Genomic DNA, 24,946 nt, shown 5'->3' with positions numbered 1-24,946 from the left:
ACGTTAGACTTTCCCTTTACGCGGAAAACCGGACGAACCCATCGAAGACATAGAAACCATCGAGCGTCGTCCGGCGCCGAGCCGGACGAGGACGACCGCGGCCGAGCACGCGGGAGTGGTGCCGTTGTCATGATCTCCATCCTCTTCGCCGTCCTCGCGGCCTGCAGCAACGCCTTCGGGACGGTCCTGCAGCGGCGCGCGGTGCTCACCGTCCCCGCCTCGAAGTCGCTGCGCCTGGGCCTGATGAAGGACCTGCTGCGCACCCCGGTCTGGCTCGCCGGCATCCTCGGCGTCATCCTCGCCGCGATCTTCCAGGCCCTGGCGCTGGGCACCGGTTCGCTCGCCGCGGTCCAGCCGGTGTTCATCCTGGAACTGCCGCTGGCCCTGGTGATCGGCGGCATGGTCTTCCACGTGGAGCTGTCCCACAAGGCGTGGGCCAGTGTGGCGTGCATCGCCGGGGGCCTGGCGCTGTTCCTCTTCTCGATGGCGCCCAGCGGTGGGCGGGACCAGGTGCCGGGCATCTGGTGGGTGCCGACGCTGCTGATCGTCGGCGGGCTCGGCGCCGTGCTGGTGCTCGCCGGGCTGCGGCGGCCCACCGGCCTGATGCGCGCCGCCTGCCTCGGTGGGGCGGCGGCGGTCGGCAACGCCCTCACGGCCGCGCTGATCAAGTCGTCCATGGACGTCCTGGAGCACCAGGGGATCGCGGCCTGGCTGCTGTCCTGGCAGACCTACGCCTTCGCCGCGGCCGGCGGGTTCTCGTTGTTCCTGCTGGGGACCGCGATGCAGGGGGGACCGCTGATCGCCTCCCAGCCCGCCCTGACGCTCGGCGACGCCGTCGTCGGCTTCTGCCTGGGGGTCACGCTCTACGGCGAGCAGCCGCGCACCGGCTTCTGGCTGCTGCCCGCGCTGGCGGGGTTCGCGGTCCTCAGTTACGGCGTCTTCGCGATGTCCCGCACCCAGTGCCTGTACAAGTGCGTCCACCCCGAGGAGCACCTGGCCAGCCCGGCCGGGGAACCCGCCGCCTCGACCATGTGAACCGCACGCGGACGCCCCCCGGAACCGGCAGCCGGTCCCGGGGGGGCGTCCGCGTGCGGGGCGCCGCTCGTCAGTGGCGCGGGGCGGGGTACGCCTTGGGCAGGCGCATGCCGCGGTCGGCCATGATCTGCCGTACGTGGTTGGGGTAGTCGGTGATGATGCCGTCGATGCCCATGTCCATCAGGGCCTCGATGGTCGGGTTGTCGTCACAGGTCCACGGGATGACCTTCAGGCCGCGCTCGTGGGCGTCGTCCACCATCTTCCCGGTGACGTAGAACGTGAAGTTCGGGTCGGCGATGGTGCCGTTCTGCGGCATGCCGTAGACCGGGGAGAGCGCCTTGACGCCCGGTATGGCGGCGGCGGCCTTGACGAAGTCGCCGTCGTAGTCGTCGGCGTCGATGCCGCCGAGCCACGGGGAGGCGCCGGGCTTGCCGACCTGGAGGAAGTCGTAGTTGGTGAGCGCCACCAGCGGGTACTTCGGCGCGAGCTTGTGCATCTCGTTCAGGGCGCCCCAGTCGAAGGACTGGATGGTGACCTGCTTCTCGATGCCCGAGCGGTGGATCTCCTCGAAGACCCGGCGCACGAACAGCTCGCGCGGCGCGGTCTGCTCGGGGGCGCCGGCCTCCACCTTGGTCTCGATGTTGAGCTTGACCTTCTTGGCCTTGTAGCTCTTGACCAGGCCCAGGACGTCCTTGAGCTCCACCATGCGGTGGCCCTTGATCTGCTCCTGCTCGGGGAAGCCGGGCAGCTGCTGGTAGCCGCAGTCCATCGTCTTGATCTGGGCCAGCGTCAGGTCCTTGATGTACTTGCCGACGTACGGGTACATCGGGTCGCCCGCCGTCACGGGGCCGGTGTCCTTGCACTTCTGGGCGCTGATCTGGCGGTCGTGGTTGACGACGACCTTCTGGTCCTTGGTGACGTGGGTGTCCAGCTCCAGGGTGCTCACCCCGAGGCGCAGGGCCTTGCCGAAGCCCTCCAGGGACTCCTCGGTGGTCATGCCGATGCCACCGCGGTGGGCCTGCAGGTCGAACGAGGCCTTGGGGGAGTGGCCGTGGTCGTGGTGGGCCGTGGCCGCCTGGGCGGCGGTGGGGACCACGAGCGCGGGGACGACGGCCAGGGCTGCGATTGCGTGCCGGAGGGACATTTACACCTCGTCTACATCGGACGAACAGGACCTGGTGACGCTAAGCCGCAGGTCGAGCGCGTACGAAGCCCGCGCGTGAGGGCATGGTGAACGCCCGGGGAACGATCGTCCCCCGGGCGTGGCCCGGTCACGGACGGTGTCAGTCCAGGAGGCCGTCGTAGTCGGGGAGCTTGAAGGTGCGCTCGGCGTGGCCGCCCACCAGGTCGGTGGTGTTGTTGCCGATGTTCGCGACGATCGTGTATCCGCGCTTCTCGATGGCGGCGCGCTGCGCCGTCTTGTACGCGCTGACCTCGTCGAAGAGGTCCGGGATCGAACGGCCGTAGAGCCCGGCGACCGGGTAGCCCTCGCGGTCGAGGTTGTAGTGCGTGGCCGGGTAGATGAAGTCCGGCCGGGCGGTGACGAAGAAGACGTCCACGCCACGGGAGTCCGCGTACCGGGCGAGGTCACGCGTCGGCGCCACGGCCGGGGGGAACCACCAGTCGAAGTACGTCTCCAGCGCGGTGTTGTCGATGTCCAGCACGATCGCCAGCTTCTCGCCGGGCTTCCGGGCGGCCGTGCGGTCCTGGACGTAGGTGTGCGCCTGGTCGATCACCGGGCGCACGTCCCGCAGCCAGGTCCCGTGGTCGACCGAGGCGGCGGTGGCGGAGGCCGTGGTGGCCGCCGCCACCGGGACGCCGGTGGGCTCGGAGGCGTGCGCGTCGGCGGGGAGCGCGATGCCGGACACCCCGGCGGCGATGATCGCCGCGACGACGGCGCCGCGTCTCCAGGTGAGGGTTTTGAGGGTTGTCATGCACCGTACGTTCGCTGGTGCGGGTAAGCGGAAACTGGCGTTCGGATTACCGGTTGGTAACTATCCTTGGGGCGCGGACAATTGGCCGGCGAAGGCCACGAACGCGGTCCACGCGTCCGGCTCGAAGGCCAGAACCGGGCCGGACCTGTCCTTGGAGTCCCGTACGTGGACGGCGGCCGGGCCGACCGCCACCTCGACGCAATCACCACCGTCGCTGCCACTGTGACGGGACTTGAACCACACGAGAGCGCTCACAGTTCACCCGCAATCTGCTCGATCACCTTGGCCGAGTCCTCCGGCGTGAGGGCCTGCGCCCGGATCATGCCATAGCGCTGGTGGAGCAGACTGACCCTTTTCCGGTCATCGGTGAGCAGGCCCCCGGCCTGGCCCTCGGCGTAGGCGAGCAGGTGGCGTTCGGGGTTCTCCAGCAGGGTGAAGGGGCCGTCGAGGCCGGCGTGGGTCCCGTAGCGTGCCGGCATCACCTGGATCTGGACGTTGCGCCGCCGCCCCACCTCGACGAGGTGCCGCAACTGCTCCCTCATCACGGCCGGTCCACCCGTCGGGCGGCGCAGGACCCACTCCTCCAGGACGAAGGAGAGCATGCACACCGGCTTGCGGGTGAACAGCGCCTGGCGGGCCAGCCGGTCCTCGGTCCAGCGCTCGGCCTCGTCCTCCTCCAGGGCCGGACAGCGGGCCGCGAAGACCGCGCGCATGTAGGCCTCGGTCTGCAGCAGGCCCTTGATGACATGGGAGTCGTACGCGCCCAGGCTCAGCGCCCGGGCCTCCTCGTCCGCGTACTCCCCGTACCCCACGGGCAGCTTCTCCCGGGACAGATGGGGTGCCACCGCCTTCAGCGCCCCGGGTGAGCCCAGCAGTTGCTCGGCCTGTCGATGAACGCTGTGCTGGCGATGCGCTCACCGCACTCGATCTTGACGGTCTGCGACTTCGAGTAGCCCGTGTGCGCCGCCACCGCGTCCAGGGTGAGCCCCTGACCCTCGCGCAGCGCCCTGAGCAGGTCTCCGAAGATCCTCATGCTCACCGAGCGCTTGTCCTCGACCGTCACGCGGCCACCCCCGTCCGGCTGCCCTGGCGTCGTCCCGCAGCGCCACGCTAGGCACGCGGCGGCCGGCGGCGCGCCGGGAACCGGCGGAATTCACCTGACGCGGGGAATCGGCTTGCAGGCTTCCCTCGCGGTGCGACGCGGGCGGCATCGCCGCTCCGATGGGTTCACGGCGCCCGCGCGGTCGCGCACACCCTCGCCGAGGGGGACGACGCGTCGTAGCGCGGGGTCACTCCGGCAGTCGCGTCCCCTCCGGGAGCCGTAGGGCGAATTCGTCCGCCAGGACCCGCAGCACCTCGTCCGCGTCCGCCAGTTCCCGTTCCTTGCGGGTGCCGTCGGCCGTCGTCTCCGTCAGGTGGCGTCCGGTCAGGGACAGGTGCGCGTCGCCGGTGGTGCGCTGGGCGTAGACGCCGCGGGAGAAGGGGGAGCGCGGATTGGTCGCCACGTGCCAGTTGATGACCTCGTAGTCGGGGGCCTGGAAGGGTTCCACCGTGAAGGCGTACTGGTCCTCCCAGCCGTCGTCACCGGCGCCGGGCGGGTACGCCTGGAGCTTCCACAGTTCCAGCGGCCCGTCGTGCGGCGCGTGGACCAGCCGGTGGCGGCGCGGCGCGTCGTGCAGCTCCACGTCCGCCACCAGCGGCAACGGCTCCAGCAGGGCGCCGATGCTCCCGAAGCCGACGTCGCTCACGTACGGCACCGGCTCGCCGGGCACCTCGGCGAGCATGAGCATGTGCGTACGGGGGCGGACGTCCCCCGGCTTCGCCCCCACGAGCACGCGCGCGGTGAGCAGCGTGACCCGGAACCCGAGGGCGGTGAGCGCCGCGGCGAACAGGGTGTTGTGCTCGTAGCAGTAGCCCCCGCGCCGGCCGTGGACGAGCTTTGCCTCCAGGTCGGGCAGCGCGAGCGAGGGCGCCCGGCCCAGGACGGGGTCGAGGTTCTCGAACGGGATGCCCAGCATGTGGGCGCGGTGCACGGACCGCAGCACCTCCGCCGTGGGGCGGACTTCCCCGGCCCAGCCGATGCGGGCGAGATAGGCATCGAGATCGAGCGTCATACGACCACCCTACGGATGCGGGGCGATTCCTTCGCCCCACGGACCGGCCCCTACACGGGCGCGGGGTGGCGGTCGTCCTCGCTCTCCTCCAGGAGTTTGCGGGCGAGGCTGTCGACGGCGCGGTCCATCAGGGCACGGTCGGCGGGGTCGGCGATCGTCCAGTCGTCGAGCCGGGAGTCCAGCCAGCGGCGCCAGGCCGCGGCGAGGAGGTCGAGCTGGGCGCGGCCGGCCGCGGTGAGGGCGAGGGTGTCGCCGTCCACGCGGGCCCAGCCGCCGCGGGCCACCTTGGCGAAGGCGGGTTCGAGGACCTCGCCGGGCATGTGGTGGGCGCGGGCGACGGCGTCCAGTGAGGCGCCGCCCTGGAAGCGGTCGCGCCAGTGGATCTGCCCGAGCGCCCAGGCCTCGCCCGGGGTGAGCGGGGAACCGGAGTCGGCCAGGATGCGGAGGGCGACGGCGGGCTCCGCGGCGTGTTCGCGGCGCATGACGCCCGCGACCGCCCGCTCCAGTTGGACGACGGCGTCGGGGGAGTCGGGGGCGGAGAAGCCCTCACCCATGTCCGAGGCGCCGGCGCGGGCGCTGTCGCGCAGCGGCACCTCCTTGAGGAACCAGGCGATGACGAAACCGGCCAGGGCCACCGGGGCGACCCACAGGAAGACGTGCTGGATCGTGTCGGCGTAGGCGTCGACGATCGGGGCGGCCCGGTCGGGCGGGAGCGCCCGCAGGGCCTGCGGGTCCTGCGCCGCGGCGGCCGGGACGCCGGGCACCTCGGCGAGGGCGGCGGACAGGGCGGGGCCGAGCCGGTTGCCGTACAGGGTGCCGAAGACGGCGGTGCCGAAGGCGCTGCCGAGGGTGCGGAAGAAGGTCACCCCGGAGGTGGCGGTGCCCAGTTCCGCGTACGCGACGGTGTTCTGGACGGCGATCGTCAGGACCTGCATGGCCAGGCCGATGCCGAGGCCGAAGACGAGCATGTACAGGGACTCCAGCCACGGCCCGGTCGCCCGGTCCATGGTGGACATCAGGTACAGGCCGAGCGCCATGACGGCGGTGCCCGCGATGGGGAAGGCCTTGTAGCGCCCGGTGCGGCCGATGACGGTGCCGGAGGCCATGGACGTGCCGAGCAGTCCGGCGACGAGCGGGAGGGTGCGGACCCCGGACTCGGTGGCGGAGACCCCGTCGACGAACTGGAGGTAGGTCGGCAGGTAGGTGAGCGCGCCCAGCAGCGCGAAGCCGACGATGAAGCTGAGCAGCGAGCACACGACGAAGACCGGGTTGCGGAACAGGTGCATGGGGAGCATCGGCTCCCTCGCGCGCAGCTCGACCAGGACGAACGCGGTCAGCAGCACGGCCGAGGAGACGAACAGCCCGACCACGACGGCGGAGTCCCAGGCGTACTGGCTGCCGCCCCACTCCAGGGCGAGCACCAGTCCCGAGGCGCCCAGGGCGACCAGCGCGATGCCCGCGTAGTCGACGACGGGGCGGACGGCGGCCCGGACGACGGGGACGGTACGGGCGGCCATCACGACCATCACGATCGCGACGGGGACGTTGACGTAGAAGCACCAGCGCCAGGTGGCGTGGTCGGTGAACAGACCGCCCAGCGTCGGGCCGACGACCGTCGTGACCCCGAAGACCGCGCCCAGCGCGCCCTGGTACTTGCCGCGCTCGCGCAGCGGGATGACGTCGGCGATCAGGGCCATCGCCGTGACCATGAGCCCGCCGCCGCCGATCCCCTGGACGGCGCGGGCGACGATCAGCATGAGCATGCTGGTGGCGGCGCCCGCGAAGACCGAGCCGGCGACGAAGACGACCGCGCTGACCTGGAAGACGACCTTGCGGCCGAACAGGTCGCCGAACTTGCCGACCAGTACGGTGGAGACGGTCTCCGCCAGCAGGTAGGCCGTGACCACCCAGGCCATGTGCCCGGCACCGCCGAGGTCCGCGACGATCGTCGGGAGCGCGGTGGAGACGATCGTCTGGTCCAGGGCCGCCAGCAGCAGGCCGAGCACGATCGTCACGAAGACGACGTTGGTCTGGCGGCGGCTCAGGGCGGGCGGCCGGCCGGCGGTGGGGACGGTGACGGCCATGGCTCCACCCTCGCGCGGGCCCGCCGGTGCCGCCCGGCCACACGCCCGTACGGGCTATGCGCGGGCGTCCGCTACCGCTTGAGCTCCTCGCGCAGCCTGCGGTCGATCGCCAGGGCGAGCTCCGCCTCGACGACGGCCTGCACCAGGGGACGCAGCCGGGCGATCGCCTCGCTCAGCCGGGTGGTGTCGCCGGACTGCAGGTCGGCCTCCGCGTCCGGCAGGACGTAGGTGCGGGCCAGCTCGACGAAGAGCTCGGCGAGCAGGTCCATGCGGCCCCGCATGGCGCGGCCCGCGGCGAGCACCTCGGCGAGCGGGACGCCCTCCCGGACCAGTGCGGCCGAGGCCTCAAGCAGCCGGCGGCTGACGTGGACGACGTCGTCGCCGTCCACGGCGAGGTAGCCGATGTCCAGGGCGGTGGCCAGGTTCTCCGCGGTGGCCTGGTCGCCGTAGTGGTCGGCGAGGCCCTCCGGGGTGAGCCGCAGCGGCTCCTCCTCCGACCAGCGGGTGGGCAGTCCCGGGTCCAGGCCGAGCAGTTCGCCGACGTCGCGGCGGCCGCTCTCCCAGGCGTCCATCAGCTCGGCGATGCCGCCGAGGGTGTGGCCCCGCTCCAGCAGGGCCGTGATGGTCCGCAGCCGGGCCAGGTGGTGGTCGTTGTACCAGGTGATGCGGCCCTCGCGGCGCGGCGCCGGGAGCAGCTTGCGCTCCCGGTAGAAGCGGACGGTACGCACCGGGACCCCGGCCGCTTCGGCCAACTCGTCCATCCGGTACTCGCGCTCGTGCGTCGCCACGCCGATCAGCCTATGCGGTGCGCGCGTCACATCGCGCCGCCCGCCCTCTACCGCTGGTAACGCCTTCTGGTCTACGCTCCGAACCGCGCCAGTGAACACTGGCGCGATTCGGCAAGGGGCGGCACCGAGAGGCGGCGGTATGGCCGGACACAGCGAACACGTGCGGGTTGCGGTGATCGGATCGGGGTTCGGCGGACTCGGCGCCGCCGTACGGCTGCGACGCGAGGGGATCACCGACTTCGTCGTCCTGGAGCGCCGGGACTCCGTCGGCGGGACGTGGCGGGACAACAGGTACCCGGGGTGCGCCTGCGACGTGCCCTCGCACCTGTACTCGTTCTCCTTCGCGCCGAACCCGCAGTGGCCGCGCACCTTCTCCGGCCAGCCGCACATCCGGGCCTACCTGGAACGGGTCGCGGACACCTTCGGCCTCCGCCCGCACCTGCGCCTCGGCACGGAGGTCACCGAGGCCCGCTGGGAGGCCGGCGCCCGGCACTGGCGCATCACCACCTCCCGCGGCGAACTCACCGCCGACGTCGTGGTCTCGGCCACCGGGCCGCTGTCCGACCCCAAGCTGCCGGACGTCCCCGGTCTCGACGCCTTCCCGGGGAAGGTCTTCCACTCCTCGCAGTGGGACCATGACTTCGACCTCAAGGGCAAGCGGGTCGCCATGGTCGGCACCGGGGCCTCGGCCATCCAGATCGTGCCCGCGATCCAGCCCGAGGTGGAGCGCCTGACCGTGGTGCAGCGGACGCCCCCGTGGGTGATGCCGCGCATGGACCGCGGGATCAGCCGGGCCGAGCAGTGGCTGCACGGCAAGGTGCCGGCCACCGCCAGGGCGCGGCGCGGACTGCTCTGGCTGATCCGCGAGTTCCAGGTCGGCGCGTTCACCAAGCGCCCGGCGATGATGCGCGGCGCCCAGGCCATGGCGGCCGCGCACCTGCGCAAGGCCGTCAAGGACCCGGCGCTGCGGGCCAAGCTGACCCCCGACTACCGGATCGGCTGCAAGCGCATCCTGCTGTCCAACGACTACTACCCGGCGCTCGCGCGGCCCAACACCGAGGTCGTCGCCTCCGCGCTGAAGGAGGTGCGCGGCTCGACCCTCGTCATGGCCGACGGCACCGAGCGCGAGGCCGACGCCATCGTGTTCGGCACCGGCTTCCACGTCACCGACATGCCCATCGGCGATCGGGTGTTCGGCGCCGACGGCCGCTCGCTGACCGAGCACTGGAAGGACGGCATGGCCGCGCTGCGCGGCTGCACCGTCGACGGGTTCCCCAACCTGCTGTTCGTCATCGGACCCAACACGGGTCTCGGGAACAGCTCGATGATCCTGATGATCGAGTCCTCGCTGAACTACGTCGCCGCGTACCTGCGTGCCCTGGACACCACCGGCGCCGCCGCGCTCGACGCCCGCCCGGAGGCCGTGCGGTCCTGGAACGGGGAACTGCAGCGCCGCATGGCGCGCACGGTCTGGAACACCGGGGGCTGCGTCAGCTGGTACCTGGACGACCAGGGCCGCAACACCACCGTCTGGCCCGGGACGACCGCGGAGTTCCGGCGCGCCACGCGCCGGCTGGAACTGCAGGAGTACGAGACCGTGCCCGCCGGTGCCCCCGGGGAGCACCCGGAGCGCGTGGAGGTCGCCTCGTGACCGCGTCCGTCTTCGACCTCCCGGCCGCCCGCCGCACGCACTCCGTGCGGTCCGCGGACGGCACCTCGATCCACGTGGAGGAGTACGGCCCCGAGGCCGGCACCGCGCCCACCGTGGTGCTGATCCACGGCTGGACGTGCAGGACCCTCTTCTGGGCCCCGCTCATCCACGAACTCGCCGGGGAGTGCCGGGTCGTGGCGTACGACCAGCGCGGCCACGGCGCCAGCGGGACCCCGCGCCGCGGCGGCTACGGCACCGGCGCGCTCGCCGACGACCTCACCGCGGTCCTGGAGTCCGTCGTCGAGGGCGACGAGAAGGTGGTGCTGGTCGGCCACTCCATGGGCGGGATGACCGCGATGGCGGCCGGCGACCGCGCCGCCGTGCAGACCCGCACGGCCGCGGTGCTGCTGGTCAGCACCGGCAGCGGGCGGCTGCTCGCCGAGGCGGCGGTGCTGCCCCCGCGGGTGCGCAGCAAGCGGGTGCGCGACGCCTTCCACCGCTTCCTGCTGGTCAGTTCGGCGCCGCTCGGCCCGCAGTCCGCGGTGACCCGGGCCGCGCTCAAGTACGGGATCCTGGGAGCGGCGTCGAGTAAGGAACTGGTGGCCGCCACCGCCCGCATCGTGCACGCCTGCGGGCGCCGGCAGCGCGCGGCGTGGGGCCGGGTGCTGGCCGGGCTCGACCTGGACGCGGGCGTCTCCGCGCTGCGTGCGCCCACCGCCGTGCTCGTGGGCGGCGCCGACAAGCTCACCCCGCCGGCGCACGCGCACGGCATGGCCGCCCGGCTCTCCCGGTTCGCCGGGCTCACCGAACTGCCGGGCCTCGGCCACATGACGCCGCTGGAGGCACCGGCCGCGGTGGCGGGCGTCGTACGCACCCTCGTCGAGGACCACCTGCGGCCCGGGGCCCAGGTCAAGGAGGAGACGGCATGAGCAGGTCGCTGAACGGGCAGGTCGCGGTGGTGACCGGCGCCGCCCGTGGGGTGGGGGCGCTGCTGGCCCGCAAACTCGCCGCGCGCGGCGCCCGGTTGGCGCTGGTGGGGCTGGAGCCGGACGAACTGAAGCGCGTCGCAGCGGAGATCGGCCCCGACACCGGGTACTGGACGGCCGACGTCACCGACCGGGAGGCCATGGCCCGCGTGGCCGGGGAGGTCGTGGAGCGCTACGGCCGCGTCGACGTCGTGGTCGCCAACGCCGGTGTGGCGACCGGCGGTCCGTTCCTGGACGTGGACCCCGCCGACTTCGAACGCGTCATCCAGGTCAACCTGCTCGGCAGCGTGGTCACCGCCCGCGCGTTCCTGCCCGCCCTCCTCGCCTCGCGCGGCTACCTGCTGCAGATCGCCTCGCTCGCCGCGATCACCCCGGCGCCGCTGATGACCGCGTACTGCGCGAGCAAGGCGGGGGTCGAGTCCTTCGCGCACTGCCTGCGCGCCGAAGTCGGCGTCAAGGGCGTCAAGGTCGGTGTGGGGTACCTGAGCTGGACCGACACCGACATGGTGCGCGGCGCCGACGAGGACGACGTGATGCGCGAGGCCCGCGCACGGCTGCCCTGGCCGGCCAACCGCACCTACCCGCTGGAGCCGGCGGTCGAGCGCATCGCGGACGGGATCGCACGCCGCTCGCCGCACGTCTACGCCCAGTGGTGGCTGCGTGGAATGCAGTCCGTGCGCGGGTACTTGCCGGGCCTGATCGGGGGTGCCCTGGGGCGGCGCGAAATGCGCCGCCTGGAGCCGAGGATCGCCGCCGCGGGCGGCATCCGGCACGGACTCGTCGGCCGCGGCGGCGCCGCGGACGAGCGGGCCCGGTCGGAAAGGCCCGTCTGACCAGCGCTGTTCACGGAACGCGTTCGTCCGAAATGCGTACTGTGTCCGGCCGTGTCAGCCTGGTCGAGGCCCATTCCATACATCACGAAGGAGTGATCATGGGCAAGAACGACCCCACGCGAAGCAAGGCCGGGCAGCAGAACCGCCCGCAGGCTCAGCCCCAGTCCCAGGAGCGCATCGGCCAGACCCGCGAGCGCGCCCAGGGCATGGCAGGCGAGCCGATGCGCCAGCAGGGCAAGCAGCAGCACCGCGAGCCCGGCCACGGCCAGCCGTCCAGGACGTCCCCGCAGTCGACGCCCAAGGGCGACCGCCAGCGCTCGCTGGAGGAGATCGACGAGCGGCAGGACCGGGACAGCTGACCCGCGTGGTCCAGGCGTGAGCGTGGAGGGGCGCGCCCGTTCAGGGCGCGCCCCTTCCGTCGTCCCTGACGGGGGAGGGACTCAAGGACGCGGGGGGAGCGGGGGCCGACGCCGGTCCGGGCGGTCGGACAGATCGGGCGGTGTGGAGGCCGGGTGCTTCTCCAGCAGGTCAAGTGCCGTCTGCACGGCGACCTCCAGGTCGGTGCGGCGGCCCTCCGCCCAGTCCAGCGGGGTGCGGATGATCGGGATGTCCGGTTCCACGCCGTAGTTCTCCACCGACCAGCCGTAGGCCTCGAACCAGGCGGCGTTCATCGGCACCGTGATCACCGTGCCGTCGCCCAGACGATGCCGGCCGGTCATGCCGACCACGCCGCCCCAGGTGCGGTGACCCACCACCGGGCCGATGCCCAGCAGCCGGAACGTGGCGGTGATCATGTCGCCGTCGGAGGCCGTCGCCTCGTCCGCCAGCGCCACGATCGGCCCGCGCGGGGCGTTGCCCGCGTAACTCACCGGCTGCGCGTGCCGGGTGTGGTCCCAGCCGAGGATCTTGCGGGTCAGGCTCTCCACCACCAGGTCGCTGATGTTGCCGCCCGCGTTGCCGCGCACGTCGACGATGAGCGCCGGATGGACGATCTCGATGCGCAGGTCGCGGTTGAACTGCGCCCAGCCCGAGCCCCCCAGGTCGGGGATGTGCAGGTAGCCGCACCTGCCCTCGCTCAACGCCCGGACGACCGCGCGTCGTTTGGCCACCCAGTCCTGGTAGCGCAGCGGCCGTTCGTCCACCAGCGGCACCACCGCGACCCGGCGCGGATGCCCGCCGTCGGGCGGGGTGAAGGTCAGCTCCACCGTGGTGCCGCCCGCGGCCGACAGCAGCGGACCGGGTCCGGCGACCGGGTCGACGGCACGGCCGTCGACGTGGGTGAGCGTCGCGCCCTCCAGGACGCCGGTGCCGGCCAGCGGCGAACGGGCCCTGGAGTCCGAGGACTCGCCGGGCAGGATGCGCGCGAGCACCCACCGGCCGTCCTTGGTGTGGACGAAGTTGATCCCGAGCAGCCCGATCGGCCGCTGGTAGTGCGGCGGCCCCTCGCTGCGGCGGGCGGGCGCCACGTACGCGTGCGAGGTGCCCAGTTCGCCCAGGACCTCGCGCTGGAGGTCGGCGAACTCGTCCGGGGTGGCGACCCGTTCGACCAGCGGGCGGTACTGGTCGAGGATCGCCGGCCAGTCGATGCCGCACATGTCCGGCGCCCAGAAGTAGTCGCGGATGATCCGCCCGGCCTCGTCGAACGCCTGCCGCCACTCGGCGGGCGGGTTCGCCTCGTGCAGGATCCGGCGCATGTCGATGTAGACGGTGGAGTCCAGGTCGCCCGGCTCGTACGCCGGGACCACGGTCAGGTCGCCCTCGTCGAAGACCACCAGTTGCGTGCCGTCGCCGCTGACCCGGTACCAGTCCATGTGCCGCACCAGCTCGACCCGCTTGGACTTGGCCAGGCCGAAGTACTCCAGGGTGGGGCGCGCGGAGGGATCGGTCGGATTGACGAAGGTCTCGCCGAGCGCGCCGGAGATCGGCCAGCGCAGCCAGGTCAGCCCGCCCCGCACCGCCTCCAGCGAGCTGTACTTGGAGGCGGGCACCGGGAAGGGCGTCACCCGCATCGGCAGCCCGGCCGCCTCCACGGCCAGCGGCCCCTCGGCGAAGCCGGTCGGGTCCAGCCCGCCCCCCGGCGGGCGGCCCTCCACGGGCAGCGCGAAGGGCGAGGGCGTCGCCGAGTGCAGCGGCACCAGGTGCGGGCGGCAGCCCAGTGGGAAGGACAGGTCGCCGGTGTGCACGTCGTACACCGGGTCGAAGCCGCGCCAGGACAGGAAGGCCAGGTAGCGGCCGTCGCGGGTGAAGACCGGCTGCTCGTCCTCGAAACGGCCGTTGGTGACGTCGATGAGGGTGTGCTTGCCGGTCTCCGGGTCCGGGCTGAGCCGGGCGATCCGGATCTTCCGCAGCGAACGGCCGATGACCGGGTGGGACCAGGCGATCCAGTTGGAGTCCGGGGAGAAGGCCAGGTCACGAACGGGGCCGTTGGTGGAGCGGACGAGCTCGGCCACGACGCCCGACTCCGCGTCGACCATGAGCAGCCGCCCGTCGTGGGAGGCGACGGCGAGGATCTGGCCGTCGGGCGAGGGCACCAGTTCGTGGACGCGGCCGAGCAGCCCGCACGCCAGCCGCGTGCCGCCGCTGCGGCACGGGGGCCGTGGCAGCGTCTGCCCCTCGGCGGACGCCGGGTCCTGCGCCGGTTCCTCCTCCGCCTCCTCCACGGACCGCAACGCCTGCGCGACGGCGTCGTCGGCGTCGGCGATGTCGGCCGCGGCCAGCGCCGCGGGGCGGCCCGGCAGCGCGGCGATCTCGATGGCGTCCTCGCCTTCGGCGTCGGTGACGAAGGCGATCCGCCCGGTGTCGCCCAGCATGACCGGCAGCCGGACCCGCGACCCGGGCACGTCGGAGATGGTGCGCGCGGGCCCGTCGCGGTGGGTGAGCCAGTACAGGCTGCCGCGCACGCACACCGCGCTGGCGCGGCCGGTGCGGTCCACGGCCAGCCCGTCCAGGTACGCCGAGGCCGGGACCTGGTACGGGCGCCGGCCGGCGCGCGGGCCGCCGAGGTCGACCGCGACGCGGTGCGGCACCGACCTCGGGCCGAGGTCGTCGACCAGCCACACCTCACCCGCGCACTGGTAGACCACGCGCGTGCCGTCGGTCGCGGCGCTGCGGGCGTAGAAGTCGGCGTGGTCGGTGTGCCGCCGCAGGTCCGTGCCGTCCGGCAGGCAGGAGTACAGGTTGCCGACGCCCTCGTGGTCGGAGAGGAAGGCGATGCGCCCCGCCACGAACATCGGCGACTCCAGGTGGCCGTCGACCTCCGGCACCAGCCGCCGGCACTGCAGCCACAGCCGCCCCGTCGCCCCGCCCCGGTACCGCTTCCACGAGGCCGGTTCGTGCGGCGCGGTCGCCGTCAGCAGCAGCGTCCGGTGCTCGCCCTCGGCGCTGTCGTCCACGGCGATGTCCGACACCGGGCCCCAGGGCAGACGGCTGCCCGGGCCGCCCTCGTCGGGGATCGCGTAGGCCCACGTGTAGTGCGAGAACGGCTCGCCGTGCGACGAGACCGCCAGGATCCGGCCGTCCGGCGTCCAGGAGCGCACGCGCGTGTCGGTGCTGCCCCAGTAGGTCAGCCGGCGGGCCGGGCCGCCCTCGACCGGCGCGACGTACACCTCGGGGTCGAGGGAACGCCAGCTGTTGAAGGCGATCACGGAGCCGTCGGGCGAGAAGCGCGGATGCCCGACCCGGATCCGGTCGGCCGTCACCCGCCACGCGCGCCCCTCGTCCAGGGGCGCGACCCAGATGTCGTCCTCGGCGACGAAACAGAGCCGCTCGCCGTGAACATGCGGAAACCGGAGGTATGCGGCGTCGCTCACTCATCCATCGTTCGCGGCTCCCGGAGCCCGGGCAACTTTTCCGGTCCGCGTCAGCGCAGGCACTCCCGCACCGCGCGGACCAGTGCCTGGGCGCGGGGATCGGCGGTGACGTTCTTCTGCATGCCGTTGGTGACGTATCCGAAGGCCACGCCCTCGCCGGGGTCCGCGAAGCCCAGCGACCCGCCCCGGCCGGGGTGGCCGAAGGAGCCGGGGGACAGGAGCGGGGCGGCCGGGCCGTGCAGCATGAAGCCCAGGCCGAAGCGGGTGTTCACCACCAGCACGCGGTCCGGGCCCTCCGACTCCGGGGTGCGTGCCGAGGTGAGGGTCGCCGGGGCGAAGAGCCGCGCCCCCGGGCCCTCGACCTCCCCGATCAGCGCGGCGTAGAAGCGGGCCAGCGAGCGCGCGGTGGCGATCCCGCCGGAGGCCGGCAGCTGCGCCGCGTGGTACCCGGGGTCGTTCTCGTCCGGCAGCGGGTCGATCGCGCCGAACGCGCGCCGGGTCAGCGACGACGGGTCCTCGTACGCCTCGGTCACGTTCCGCTTGGGTCGCGCCCGCAGCCCGGCCGCGGCCGGCGGCGGCGGGGTCTCCACGGCGGCGATCCGCCCGACGCGGCGCTCCTCGCCCGCGGGCAGCCCGACCCACAGGTCGAGGCCGAGCGGGCGGGCGATCTCCTCCGCCACGTAGCGCCCTATGGACCGGCCGCCGCTCGCCCGCTGCACCAGCTCGCCGATCAGCCAGCTGTAGGTCTGCGCGTGGTAGCCGTGGTCCGTCCCCGGTGCCCAGAACGGGGCCTGGGCCGCGAGCGCCCGCGGTCCGCTGCTGCCGTCCTGCGCCTGGCCCGGGCTGAGCGGGGTGTCCAGCGCCGGCACACCGGCCCGGTGCGCCAGGGCGTCGCGGAACGTGACCCGCTCCTTGCCGGCGGTCTTGAACTCGGGCCAGTACGTGCCGACGGGCGCGTCCAGGTCCAGCTGGCCCCGCTGGTGCAGCAGGAGCAGGCACGCCGCGGCCACGCCCTTCGTCGCCGAGCGCACCACCTGCGCGGTGTCCTGCGCCCAGGGCGCGCCTCCGTCCCCGTCCCCGTCGGCGGAGCCCGCCCACAGGTCCACGACCTTGCGGCCGTCCCGGTACAGCGCCACGGCCGCGCCGCGCTCGCCCCGCTCCTCGAAGTTCCGGACGAAGGCCTCCCGGACCGGCTCGAAGCCTTCCGTCACTGCTCCGTGGACGTCCACCACAGCCCGTGCTCCCACCATGCGCCGCCGTTGTTGCTCCTCCCATGGTGCCTCCCGCCCGCGACCGGTCAGGACCGGGGTCGGCACGGCGCGGCAGCGCCAGGGGGTGTCCCGGGAAGCGGTCAGGCGGTGGCCTTCGCCGCGGCGCGGCCCGCCGTACGGCCGGAGAAGATGCAGCCGCCGAGGAAGGTCCCCTCCAGCGAGCGGTAGCCGTGCACCCCGCCGCCGCCGAAGCCGGCCGCCTCACCCGCCGAGTACAGCCCGGGCAGCGGCTCGCCGTCGGCGCGCAGCACCCGCGCGTCCAGGTCGGTCGCCATCCCGCCGAGCGACTTGCGGGTCAGGATGTTCAGCCGTACGGCGATCAGCGGGCCCGCTTTCGGGTCCAGCAGCCGGTGCGGCGCCGCGGTGCGGATCAGCTTGTCGCCGATGTAGTTGCGGGCCCCGCGGATCGCGGTGACCTGCAGGTCCTTGGTGAAGGTGTTGGTGATCTCGCGGTCGCGGGCCTCGATCTCGCGGCGCAGCGCGGTCTCGTCGATCAGGTCGTCCTTGGTGATCGCGTTCATGCCGCGCACCAGCGCCGCCAGGTCGTCCTCGACGACGAAGTCGACGCCGTGCTCCTTGAACGCCTCGACCGGGCCCGGCGCCCCCGGCAGCGCGCGCTTGAGCACGTCGCGCACGCTCTTTCCGGTCAGGTCCGGGTTCTGCTCGGAGCCCGACAGCGCGAACTCCTTCTCGATGATCTTCTGGGTGAGGACGAACCACGTGTACTCGTGGCCGGAGCGCATGATGTGCTCCAGCGTCCCCAGCGTGTCGAAGCCCGGGAAGAGCGGCACCGGCAGGCGCTTGCCGGTCGCGTCCAGCCACAGGGAGGACGGCCCCGGCAGGATGCGGATGCCGTGCCTGGCCCAGATCGGGTTCCAGTTCTCGATGCCCTCGGTGTAGTGCCACATCCGGTCGCCGTTGATCAGGTGCGCCCCGGCCGCCTCGGCGATCCCCAGCATCAGGCCGTCCACGTGCGCCGGAACGCCCGACAGCAGCTTGCGCGGCGGCGTGCCCAGGCGCTCCGGCCAGGCCTTGCGCACCAGGTCGTGGTTGCCGCCGATGCCGCCCGAGGTGACGACCACCGCCTGCGCACTGAGCTGGAACTCCGCGCGGATCTCCCGCGAACTCGCCTGGCCGCGCTCGGCGTCGCTGTCCACCAGGACCTCGCCCGCCACGCCGTCCACCGCGTCGCCCGTCGTCGTCAGCGCCGTCACGCGGTGCCGGAAACGCAGCTCGACCAGCCCTTTGGCGACCGCCTCCCGCACCCGGCGGACGAACGGCGCCACGACGCCCGGCCCGGTGCCCCAGGTGATGTGGAAGCGGGGCACCGAATTGCCGTGCCCGGTGGCGAGGTAGCCCCCGCGCTCCGCCCAGCCCACCACCGGGAAGAACCGTATCCCCTGCGCGTGCAGCCAGGACCGCTTCTCACCGGCGGCGAAGTCCACGTACGCCTCGGCCCACTTGCGCGGCCAGTGGTCCTCCGCACGGTCGAAGCCGGCGGTCCCCATCCAGTCCTGCAGGGCGAGTTCGCGGCTGTCCTTGATCCGCATCCGGCGCTGCTCGGGGGAGTCGACGAGGAACAGCCCGCCGAAGGACCAGAACGCCTGGCCGCCGAGGTTGCTCTCCGGCTCCTGGTCGAGCAGGAGGACCTTGCGGCCCGCGTCGGCCAGCTCGGCCGCCGCGACCAGACCGGCCAGCCCCGCTCCGACGACGATGACGTCCGCGTCCAGCGCCATGGTGTGCCTTTCCGCTCCCCTTTGGTGTGGGGGCACGTTACGCTACGCGCGAGTAAGGAGGCGAGAGGGCAGCGCCTTTCAACATCGCTCGCCGGCGGGGGATGACGCCATGCGCAGGTTCGAGGGACACGTCGCCGTCGTCACCGGAGGCGCCCAGGGCATCGGCGCGGCGACCGCCCGGCGCCTGATGTCCGAGGGCGCGGACGTCCTGCTGGCCGACCTGGACGCGGAGCGTGCCGCCGCGACGGCGGAGGCCCTCGGCAAGGAGACCGGCGGCCGGGCCGCGGCGGTGGCGTGCGACGTCGTCGACCAGGCCGCGGTGGACGCCGCCGTGACGTACGCCGCCGAGCGCTTCGGGCGGCTGGACGTGCTCGTCAACAACGCCTACGCCTGCCACGTGGACCCGCCGCGGTTCGAGGACCTGCCCGACGCGGAGTGGTACGAGGACCTGGAGGTCACCCTCACCGGGGCCATGCGCTGCGCCCGCGCGGCGCTTCCGCTGCTGGCGCAGGCGGGCGGGCGCGGGGCGATCGTCAGCATCGGCTCCGTCAACGGGCACATGAACTTCGGCAACCACGCCTACAGCGCCGCCAAGGCGGGCCTCGCCTCGCTGACCCGCACGCTGGCCGTGCACGCCGCCCCGCGCGGCGTCCGGGTCAACCTCGTCGCCCCCGGCACGGTGCGGACGCCCGCGTGGGCGGGGCGCGAGGAGGCCCTCGACCGCCTCGCCGGGGTCTACCCCCTCGGGCGGGTCGGCGAGCCCGACGACATCGCGGCGGCCGTCGCGTTCCTCGCCTCCCAGGACGCGTCCTGGATCACGGGCCTCACGCTCCCCGTCGACGGGGGCATCCTCGTCAACGGGTCCGCCTTCCGCGCGGCGCTGGACTGACGCCCGGGCCCGGTGTCTGTCTGCGGCTCGTTTGGGCCTGCGGCGGGCGGTTTCCCCGCCGCCCTCCCGATTGCCCGGCGCGGTCAGTGACCGCCGGCGCGGCACCGACCCAGGCACACGGTGCGAAACCCGCACTGACCGCGCCGGGCAATCGGGAGGGAGGGCGGGGGATAAACCCAACCGCAACCACAACGGCGCCGCAGACGAAGACCCGTCACACGTGAAGCATGAGCCCGATCCCGGCCACGACCACGAGCGCCGCGACGATGCGCGGGCGCCCCAGCCGCTCCTTGAAGAAGACCGCCCCGATGACCGCCCCCGCGATGATGGAGGTCTCCCGGAGGGCCGCGATCGGCGCGAGGGCGCCCCGCGTCTGGGCCCACAGGACGAGGCCGTACGCGGACATGGACAGCGCCCCGCCGAGCAGTCCGCGGGCGGCGACCGGGCGCAGTTGCGCGGGGAGCGCGGCGCGGCGCACCGCGAGGGCGCAGCACACGAGCAGGACGCCCTGGATGAGCAGGAGCCAGGCGACGTAGCCCAGGGCGGTGCCGGACGCGCGGACGCCGACCCCGTCGACCACGGTGTACGCCGCGATGGTCAGCCCGGTGCCCACGGCCGCGCCCACCGCCGGCCAGTCCTTGCTGCGGCCGCGCATGCCCCACAGGGCGGCCCCGCCGAGCCCGGCGGAGGCGACGAGGACGCCCGCGGTCTGCAGGGCGTCCGGCACCTCGCCCACGAAGACCGCCGCCAGCAGCGTCACGACCATGGGGGCGACACCGCGCGCGATGGGGTAGACCTGCCCGAAGTCCCCCAGCGTGAAGGACTTCATCAGCAGGTACATGTACGCCATGTGGATCCCCACCGACACGATCAGGTAGGGCCAGGCGTCCCCCGCGGGCAGCGGGGCGAACCCGGCGGTCGCCGCGCCGCAGATCGCTCCGCCGCCCCCGACGAGGGTGAACGCGACGAGTTGGTCCTTGATGCCGTGGGCGATGGCGTTCCACGCCGCGTGGGTGACCGCCGCGAGCAGGACGGCCGCCGCTATCAGGGGCGTCACGCGGTGCGTTCGCGGACGTCGGCGAGGGTCGCCCCGGCGTGCCCGACCAGTTCGGCCGGGGCCATGGGGAAGACGGTGTGCGGGGTGCCGGCGGCCGCCCACACGGTGCCGTGCGCCAGCAGCCCCCGGTCGGCGAGGACGGTGGTGCGGGTCCGGTGCCCGAAGGGGGGTACGCCGCCGATGGCGTACCCCGTGGTCTCGCGCACCAGGTCCGCGTCGGCCCGGCGCACCTCGTTCGCGCCGAGTTCGGCGCGGACCCGCTCCACGTCGACCCGGGACGCGCCGTCCATCAGCACCAGCACCGGGACCCCGTCCGCCGCGAAGATCAGGGACTTGACGATCTGGCCGAGCTCGCAGCCGATCGCGGCGGCGGCCTGCGCCGCGGTGCGGGTCGCGTCCGGGAAGGCGCGCACGGGTACCTGGAGCCCCAGCGTGGTGAGTGCCTCCGCGAACCGGGGATGGGCTGCAGCTGATGTCGACATGGCCAGCACGCTAGCCCTCGGCGGGGCCGGGGTGCCAAGCCATTTGCGGGCGGGTCACGAGGCGGCCTTCAGCACCGAGGCCACGATCGGCCCGGCGGAGTCGCCGCCGTGCCCGCCCTCCAGGACCATCCCGGCGGCGGCGACGTCACCGCGGTAGGCGAGGAACCACCCGTTGGGCTGTTCCTGGCCGCCGACCTCCGCGGAGCCGGTCTTGGCGCCGACGTCGCCGTAGACCCCGCGCATCGCGCCGGCGGCGGTGCCGCTCGACGCGGTCAGCCGCATCATCGACTTGAGGTTGCTCCGCACGCCGGACGGGAGGGCGCTGCCCGCCTTCGCGAGCGGACCCTCGATCAGGTCGGCGGCCACCAGCCGGGGCTGGCGGAACACCCCGTTCTGCACGGTGGCGGCGACGGAGGCCATGTTGAGCGGGCTCATCTGTATCTGGCCCTGGCCGATCATCTCCTCCGTCATCTCGTCGCCCGGGCCGCCGGGGACGCGGCCGTCCCAGGCCGGGACGCCGACGTTCCAGGTCCGGCCGAAGCCGTAGTAGCGCTGGGCGACCGAGGGGACCGAGGACTCGTCGAGGTGGCCGGCGAGCTTGATGAAGCCGGTGTTGCAGGAGATCGCGAAGTCCCGCTGGAAGGTGGCCGACGGGTCGGAGGAGCTCTCCACGTTGTGGAACATCTTGCCGTTGTCGAAGTTCGCGGTCGCCGGGCACGGCGCCGGGGTGCCCGGGGACACGCCCTTCTCCAGCAGGGCGGTCGCGGTCACGACCTTGAAGGTGGAGCCGGGGGCGACCTGCGCGTTGAAGGCGTTGTTGTTGTCGCTCGCCGGGTTGTTGGCGAAGGCGAGGATCTCGCCCGTGCCGGTCCTGACCGCGGCGACCGAGGACTGGCTGCTGCGCTTGACCGCCTGCTCGGCGGCCTTCTGCAGCGTCGCGTCCAAGGTGGTGGGGAGCTTCGCGGCCGTGCCCTTGGTGATCACGTGCAGCGTCTGCCCGGGGCCGTCGGCGCCGTTCACCCAGGTCTCGATGCCCGGCTTGCCTCCGGAGAGCTTGGCCCCGTAGCGCTCGCGCAACTGCGGCAGCACCGAGGCCAGGGACGGGTAGTCGTCGGCGTCCAGTTCCTTGCCGTTGCGGTCGACGACGACCACCGGCGGCGAGGCGGCCTCACCGGTCTCCAGCGACTGACCTTCCGTCAGTTTGGGGTGCAGCACCGCGGGTTCCCAGTCCACCATGGGGCGGTGGGTGGTCTCGCCGCGGAAGACGGTGAGGGCCGAGGAGTACGTCCACGTGGAGGACTTGCCCTGGTAGGAGAGCGAGGCCACGACCTTGAACGGCACCACGGTCCCCTGGGCCGTGCCCGGCGTCAGCCGTACGCGGGCGACGTGCGCCTGCTTCCGGTACGCGGACAGGTCCCCGGACGCCGCCGCCGCGTCGTTGGTGAGGGCCCCCGCCGCGGTGGTGTCCCCCTTGGCCCACGCGGCCAGGAAGTCCGCGGCGGTCTTCTTCACCTCCGCCGCGGTCGGCGGACCGGTCTCCGCCGGGGCGGCCTCCGTGGCGAAACCGCCGCCCCCGGCCAGCCCGTTGTAGATGTTGTACGCCCCGTACCCCGCGGTCCCCACCAGTCCCGCGGTCAGCGTGGCGACGATCCCCAGCTTCACACCTCGGCGCATGGCACCGACCCTCCCCGTGGTCCCCTGAACGTGTTCAAAAATGAGGCAATGCAAGCGCACTCTACGGGACGGAGAGGGGCCTGAGGCTGTCGACCGGGTCACAGCTTCGGCACGCGCTTCCCATCGATCGGGAAAGTCCGCCGGTCGGGGCCATCGTGCGGCGGGGTCAGCGTTCCGGCCCGGGCGGCAGCCGTTCCTCGTCGGTGAGGGCCAGTTCCGCCCAGACGATCTTGCCTTCGGAGGTCCTGCGGACACCCCACCGCGTGCACAGCTCCGCGACGATCAGCATGCCCCGGCCGCCCTCGTCGGTGGGGTCGGGACGGCGCGGCAGCGGCGGGCCCGGACCGGCGTCGAAGACCTCGCAGGCCAGCTTCATGTGCCGGATGAGCCGCAGCCGTACGGGTCCCGCCCCGTGCAGGACGGCGTTGGCCAGCAACTCCCCGACGATCTGCTCGGCGGCCGCCCGCAGCCGGTCCAGCCCCCAGGCGGACAGCTGCCGGGCCGCCTCGGCCCGCACCCGTCCGACCGCGGCCGGATCGGCGGGCATCTCCACGCGGAACACCCGCTCGGGGCTCAGCCGGCAGGTCTTGGCGAGCAGCAGGGCGACGTCGTCGTCCTGCCCGCTCTTGGGCAGCAGGTCGACCACCGCGGCGGACAGGTCCTCCAGCGACGTGCCCGGCGGCCGGCTGAGCGCGGTCCGCAGGCGCTCCAGGCCCTCGTCGATGTCACCGTCCCGGGTCTCCACGAGCCCGTCGGTGTACAGGGCGATCACGCTCCCCGCGGGCAGTTCCAGGTCGACCGACGGGAAGGACCGCAGTCCCACGCCCAGCGGCGCGCCCGCGGGGATCTCCGGGAAGCCCGCGGTGCCGTCCGGGGTGATGATCACCGGCGGCGGATGCCCGGCCCGGGCGATGGTCAGGCGCTCGTCGGTGGGGTCGTAGACCGCGTACAGGCAGGTGGCGCCGAGGATGCCGGCGGCGGGCGAGGGCTCGTCGGAGTCCTCGAAACCCAGCCGGACGACGAGGTCGTCCAGTGCGGACAGCAGCCGGTCGGGGGGCAGGTCCAGGCCGGCGAGGGTGCTCACCGCCGTGCGGATCCGCCCCATGGCCGCGGCGGCGTTGAGCCCGTGCCCCACCACGTCCCCGACGACCAGCGCCACCCGGGCACCGGACAGCCGGATCACGTCGAACCAGTCGCCGCCCACGCCGTCCTGCGTGTCCGCCGGGAGGTAGCGCCAGATCGTCTCCAGGGAGAACCCGGCGCTCGGGTTGCGGGGGAGCAGGCTGCGCTGCAGCGTCAGGGCCATCGTGTGCTCGCGCGTGTAGCGGCGGGCGTTGTCCAGGCTGAGGGCGGCACGGCTGACCAGCTCCTCCGCGAGCGTCCGGTCGTTCTCGTCGAACGGCGTGGGGTTCTCGCTGCGGACGAGCACGGCGACACCGAGGATCTCGTCCCGCGCGACGACCGGGAGGATCAGCAGGCTGTGCATCCCGAGGTCGAGGACCCGCTCCAGTCGCCGCGGGTCCTCCTCCAGCCACGTGCCGGGCTCGGTGTCCAGCTCCGCCTCCATGTACGTCCGGCCGGAGCTCAGCACCTCGATGAACGGCGAGTGCCGGGGGACGAAGACGGGGCTGCCGCGTGCGTAGAGCGACTCCCGGAAGTCGTGGTGGACCGAGGCGATCCCCGCCCGGTGGAAGACGGGGACGTTGCCGTCCTCCAGCGGGCCGAGCCGGGTGAGCGGGGCGTCACCGAGCCGCACCGATTCCGCGAGGTCGATCGTCGCGTAGTCGGCGAGCAGCGGCACCAGCAGGTCGGCAAGGTCCTGCGCGGTCTGCAGGACGTCCAGGTTGGTCCCGATGCTGGTCGCCGCGCGGCCGAGCACGGTCATGCGGTCCCTGGCCCGCCGGCTCTCGGTGACGTCCACGTTGACCGAGCAGACGCCGGCCCGGCCGTGGCGGACGTCCTCGATCCGGAAGACGGAGAGCGCGTACGCGCGGTGCCGCAGCCGGTCCAGCTGGCTCAGCTCCCGGTCGATCACCGGGACGCCGCTCTCCAGGACCTCGCGCAGCAGGGCCTCGACCTGCTCGGTGTTCGAGTAGAGCGGTGACTCGTCCAGGTGCCGGCCCAGGCGCTCCTCCCGGGAGAGGCCGAACGCCTCGGCCAGGGCGTCGTTCAGCCACGCGGTGCGCAGGTCGCTGTCCCAGATCGCCATCGGGAAGGGGCACAGCTCCGCGGCCGACTCCAGCACGGACGGAGGGACCCCGGCCGTCGAGACCAGCCAGTCCGTCGTGCCCGAGGCCCCCGGCAACCCGGTCACCCGCAGGTCCACGTCCAGCGGCCCGCCGTTGCGGTGCCGCAGCGCGACCGGGCCGGCCCACTCCCACGTGAACCCCCGCGACCCGCCCTCCGGGCCGTCCAGCAGCATCGACGCCGGCCTGCCCAGGACGTCCGCCGCCGCGTAGCCCAGCAGCCTCTGCGCGACCTCGGTCCAGCGGACGAGGACCCCCTCCGCGTCGACCACCGCCAGAGCCGCGCCGACGCTGTCGAGCGCCGACGCCTGACCGGGCACGTTGCGATCGGGGGCGGACATACGTGACATTCCCTCG

The 24,946-nt window shown here is 73.3% G+C and carries 21 protein-coding genes; 6 read left to right on the top strand and 15 right to left on the bottom strand.

The window, feature by feature from the left end; translation table 11 throughout:
• Window positions 1-129: 129 nt before the first annotated feature.
• The gene (locus ACFYYN_RS21220; RefSeq protein WP_500547067.1) at window positions 130-1,035 is read left to right on the top strand and encodes a DMT family transporter; all 906 of its coding nucleotides are present in this window, start codon (window positions 130-132) and stop codon (window positions 1,033-1,035) included.
• 70 nt (window positions 1,036-1,105) lie between these two features.
• On the opposite strand, the gene ACFYYN_RS21215 is transcribed toward ACFYYN_RS21220, so the two are convergent.
• From ACFYYN_RS21215 to ACFYYN_RS21180, 8 genes are all read right to left on the bottom strand, one after another.
• Window positions 1,106-2,179: a glycerophosphodiester phosphodiesterase family protein gene (locus tag ACFYYN_RS21215; RefSeq protein ID WP_500547066.1), complete on the bottom strand. Its 1,074-nt coding sequence runs from the start codon at window positions 2,177-2,179 to the stop codon at window positions 1,106-1,108.
• A 139-nt stretch (window positions 2,180-2,318) separates the two neighbouring features.
• The gene (locus tag ACFYYN_RS21210; protein WP_500547065.1) at window positions 2,319-2,969 is read right to left on the bottom strand and encodes an HAD family acid phosphatase; all 651 of its coding nucleotides are present in this window, start codon (window positions 2,967-2,969) and stop codon (window positions 2,319-2,321) included.
• Between the two features lie 60 nt (window positions 2,970-3,029).
• Window positions 3,030-3,224, bottom strand: a complete 195-nt coding sequence (locus ACFYYN_RS21205; protein ID WP_500547064.1) for a DUF397 domain-containing protein — start codon at window positions 3,222-3,224, stop codon at window positions 3,030-3,032.
• Window positions 3,221-3,814, bottom strand: coding sequence for a DUF5753 domain-containing protein (locus ACFYYN_RS21200; protein WP_500547063.1), 594 nt, complete (start codon window positions 3,812-3,814; stop codon window positions 3,221-3,223). Before ACFYYN_RS21200 ends, ACFYYN_RS21205 begins: the two co-directional genes overlap by 4 nt.
• 5 nt (window positions 3,815-3,819) lie before the next feature.
• Window positions 3,820-4,032, bottom strand: coding sequence for a helix-turn-helix domain-containing protein (locus ACFYYN_RS21195; RefSeq protein WP_500547062.1), 213 nt, complete (start codon window positions 4,030-4,032; stop codon window positions 3,820-3,822).
• Between the two features lie 226 nt (window positions 4,033-4,258).
• Window positions 4,259-5,083 (bottom strand): arylamine N-acetyltransferase family protein, encoded by an 825-nt coding sequence (locus tag ACFYYN_RS21190; protein ID WP_500547061.1) that lies wholly within the window; start codon window positions 5,081-5,083, stop codon window positions 4,259-4,261.
• A gap of 50 nt (window positions 5,084-5,133) precedes the next feature.
• A complete protein-coding gene (locus ACFYYN_RS21185) occupies window positions 5,134-7,167 on the bottom strand; it encodes an MDR family MFS transporter (RefSeq protein WP_500547060.1) in 2,034 nt (677 codons plus the stop codon).
• A gap of 71 nt (window positions 7,168-7,238) precedes the next feature.
• Window positions 7,239-7,955, bottom strand: coding sequence for a MerR family transcriptional regulator (locus ACFYYN_RS21180; protein ID WP_500328971.1), 717 nt, complete (start codon window positions 7,953-7,955; stop codon window positions 7,239-7,241).
• A gap of 139 nt (window positions 7,956-8,094) precedes the next feature.
• On the opposite strand from ACFYYN_RS21180, the gene ACFYYN_RS21175 reads away from it, so the two are divergent.
• The 4 genes from ACFYYN_RS21175 to ACFYYN_RS21160 all read left to right on the top strand — a co-directional run bounded on the left by ACFYYN_RS21175 (window position 8,095) and on the right by ACFYYN_RS21160 (window position 11,784).
• Window positions 8,095-9,606 carry a flavin-containing monooxygenase gene (locus ACFYYN_RS21175; protein WP_500547059.1) on the top strand — a complete coding sequence of 504 codons (1,512 nt, stop codon included), beginning with the start codon at window positions 8,095-8,097 and terminating at the stop codon, window positions 9,604-9,606.
• On the top strand, window positions 9,603-10,535 hold the full coding sequence (locus ACFYYN_RS21170) for an alpha/beta fold hydrolase (RefSeq protein WP_500547058.1): 933 nt from the start codon (window positions 9,603-9,605) through the stop codon (window positions 10,533-10,535). The genes ACFYYN_RS21175 and ACFYYN_RS21170 overlap by 4 nt, the downstream gene beginning before the upstream one ends.
• The gene (locus tag ACFYYN_RS21165; protein WP_500328974.1) at window positions 10,532-11,425 is read left to right on the top strand and encodes an SDR family oxidoreductase; all 894 of its coding nucleotides are present in this window, start codon (window positions 10,532-10,534) and stop codon (window positions 11,423-11,425) included. Before ACFYYN_RS21170 ends, ACFYYN_RS21165 begins: the two co-directional genes overlap by 4 nt.
• A gap of 98 nt (window positions 11,426-11,523) precedes the next feature.
• A complete protein-coding gene (locus tag ACFYYN_RS21160; RefSeq protein ID WP_500547057.1) occupies window positions 11,524-11,784 on the top strand; it encodes a hypothetical protein in 261 nt (86 codons plus the stop codon).
• Between the two features lie 81 nt (window positions 11,785-11,865).
• Here the strand turns inward: ACFYYN_RS21160 and ACFYYN_RS21155 are convergent, their stop codons facing one another.
• From ACFYYN_RS21155 to ACFYYN_RS21145, 3 genes are all read right to left on the bottom strand, one after another.
• Window positions 11,866-15,234: a S41 family peptidase gene (locus ACFYYN_RS21155; RefSeq protein ID WP_500547056.1), complete on the bottom strand. Its 3,369-nt coding sequence runs from the start codon at window positions 15,232-15,234 to the stop codon at window positions 11,866-11,868.
• A gap of 50 nt (window positions 15,235-15,284) precedes the next feature.
• A complete protein-coding gene (locus tag ACFYYN_RS21150; RefSeq protein ID WP_500547055.1) occupies window positions 15,285-16,484 on the bottom strand; it encodes a serine hydrolase domain-containing protein in 1,200 nt (399 codons plus the stop codon).
• Between the two features lie 101 nt (window positions 16,485-16,585).
• On the bottom strand, window positions 16,586-18,241 hold the full coding sequence (locus tag ACFYYN_RS21145; protein WP_500547054.1) for an FAD-binding dehydrogenase: 1,656 nt from the start codon (window positions 18,239-18,241) through the stop codon (window positions 16,586-16,588).
• 109 nt (window positions 18,242-18,350) lie between these two features.
• On the opposite strand from ACFYYN_RS21145, the gene ACFYYN_RS21140 reads away from it, so the two are divergent.
• Window positions 18,351-19,130 (top strand): SDR family NAD(P)-dependent oxidoreductase, encoded by a 780-nt coding sequence (locus tag ACFYYN_RS21140; protein ID WP_500547053.1) that lies wholly within the window; start codon window positions 18,351-18,353, stop codon window positions 19,128-19,130.
• 214 nt (window positions 19,131-19,344) lie between these two features.
• On the opposite strand, the gene ACFYYN_RS21135 is transcribed toward ACFYYN_RS21140, so the two are convergent.
• The 4 genes from ACFYYN_RS21135 to ACFYYN_RS21120 form a co-directional block, all read right to left on the bottom strand.
• Window positions 19,345-20,187: an EamA family transporter gene (locus ACFYYN_RS21135; protein ID WP_500547052.1), complete on the bottom strand. Its 843-nt coding sequence runs from the start codon at window positions 20,185-20,187 to the stop codon at window positions 19,345-19,347.
• Entirely contained in the window at window positions 20,184-20,669 is a 486-nt protein-coding gene (locus ACFYYN_RS21130; protein WP_500547051.1) for a YbaK/EbsC family protein, read from the bottom strand. Before ACFYYN_RS21130 ends, ACFYYN_RS21135 begins: the two co-directional genes overlap by 4 nt.
• Before the next feature lie 54 nt (window positions 20,670-20,723).
• A complete protein-coding gene (locus ACFYYN_RS21125) occupies window positions 20,724-22,343 on the bottom strand; it encodes a penicillin-binding transpeptidase domain-containing protein (protein WP_500547050.1) in 1,620 nt (539 codons plus the stop codon).
• Between the two features lie 166 nt (window positions 22,344-22,509).
• A complete protein-coding gene (locus ACFYYN_RS21120) occupies window positions 22,510-24,930 on the bottom strand; it encodes a SpoIIE family protein phosphatase (protein WP_500547049.1) in 2,421 nt (806 codons plus the stop codon).
• Window positions 24,931-24,946: the final 16 nt, after the last annotated feature.

Origin of the sequence: Streptomyces sp. NPDC001902, from assembly GCF_042891295.1 — a bacterium.
GTDB lineage: Bacteria > Actinomycetota > Actinomycetes > Streptomycetales > Streptomycetaceae > Actinacidiphila.
Note: the sequence above shows the minus strand (reverse complement) of the source record. Positions and strands in the feature narration are given on the sequence as shown.

Excerpts from the sequence above, each read along its gene's own strand:
- ACFYYN_RS21220 (WP_500547067.1), top strand. The coding sequence starts at position 130 with ATGATCTCCATCCTCTTCGCCGTCCTCGCGGCCTGCAGCAACGCCTTC.
- ACFYYN_RS21215 (WP_500547066.1), bottom strand. The coding sequence starts at position 2,179 with ATGTCCCTCCGGCACGCAATCGCAGCCCTGGCCGTCGTCCCCGCGCTC.
- ACFYYN_RS21210 (WP_500547065.1), bottom strand. The coding sequence starts at position 2,969 with ATGACAACCCTCAAAACCCTCACCTGGAGACGCGGCGCCGTCGTCGCG.
- ACFYYN_RS21190 (WP_500547061.1), bottom strand. The coding sequence starts at position 5,083 with ATGACGCTCGATCTCGATGCCTATCTCGCCCGCATCGGCTGGGCCGGG.
- ACFYYN_RS21185 (WP_500547060.1), bottom strand. The coding sequence starts at position 7,167 with ATGGCCGTCACCGTCCCCACCGCCGGCCGGCCGCCCGCCCTGAGCCGC.
- ACFYYN_RS21175 (WP_500547059.1), top strand. The coding sequence starts at position 8,095 with ATGGCCGGACACAGCGAACACGTGCGGGTTGCGGTGATCGGATCGGGG.
- ACFYYN_RS21165 (WP_500328974.1), top strand. The coding sequence starts at position 10,532 with ATGAGCAGGTCGCTGAACGGGCAGGTCGCGGTGGTGACCGGCGCCGCC.
- ACFYYN_RS21160 (WP_500547057.1), top strand. The coding sequence starts at position 11,524 with ATGGGCAAGAACGACCCCACGCGAAGCAAGGCCGGGCAGCAGAACCGC.
- ACFYYN_RS21150 (WP_500547055.1), bottom strand. The coding sequence starts at position 16,484 with ATGGTGGGAGCACGGGCTGTGGTGGACGTCCACGGAGCAGTGACGGAA.
- ACFYYN_RS21145 (WP_500547054.1), bottom strand. The coding sequence starts at position 18,241 with ATGGCGCTGGACGCGGACGTCATCGTCGTCGGAGCGGGGCTGGCCGGT.
- ACFYYN_RS21140 (WP_500547053.1), top strand. The coding sequence starts at position 18,351 with ATGCGCAGGTTCGAGGGACACGTCGCCGTCGTCACCGGAGGCGCCCAG.
- ACFYYN_RS21130 (WP_500547051.1), bottom strand. The coding sequence starts at position 20,669 with ATGTCGACATCAGCTGCAGCCCATCCCCGGTTCGCGGAGGCACTCACC.
- ACFYYN_RS21125 (WP_500547050.1), bottom strand. The coding sequence starts at position 22,343 with ATGCGCCGAGGTGTGAAGCTGGGGATCGTCGCCACGCTGACCGCGGGA.
- ACFYYN_RS21120 (WP_500547049.1), bottom strand. The coding sequence starts at position 24,930 with ATGTCCGCCCCCGATCGCAACGTGCCCGGTCAGGCGTCGGCGCTCGAC.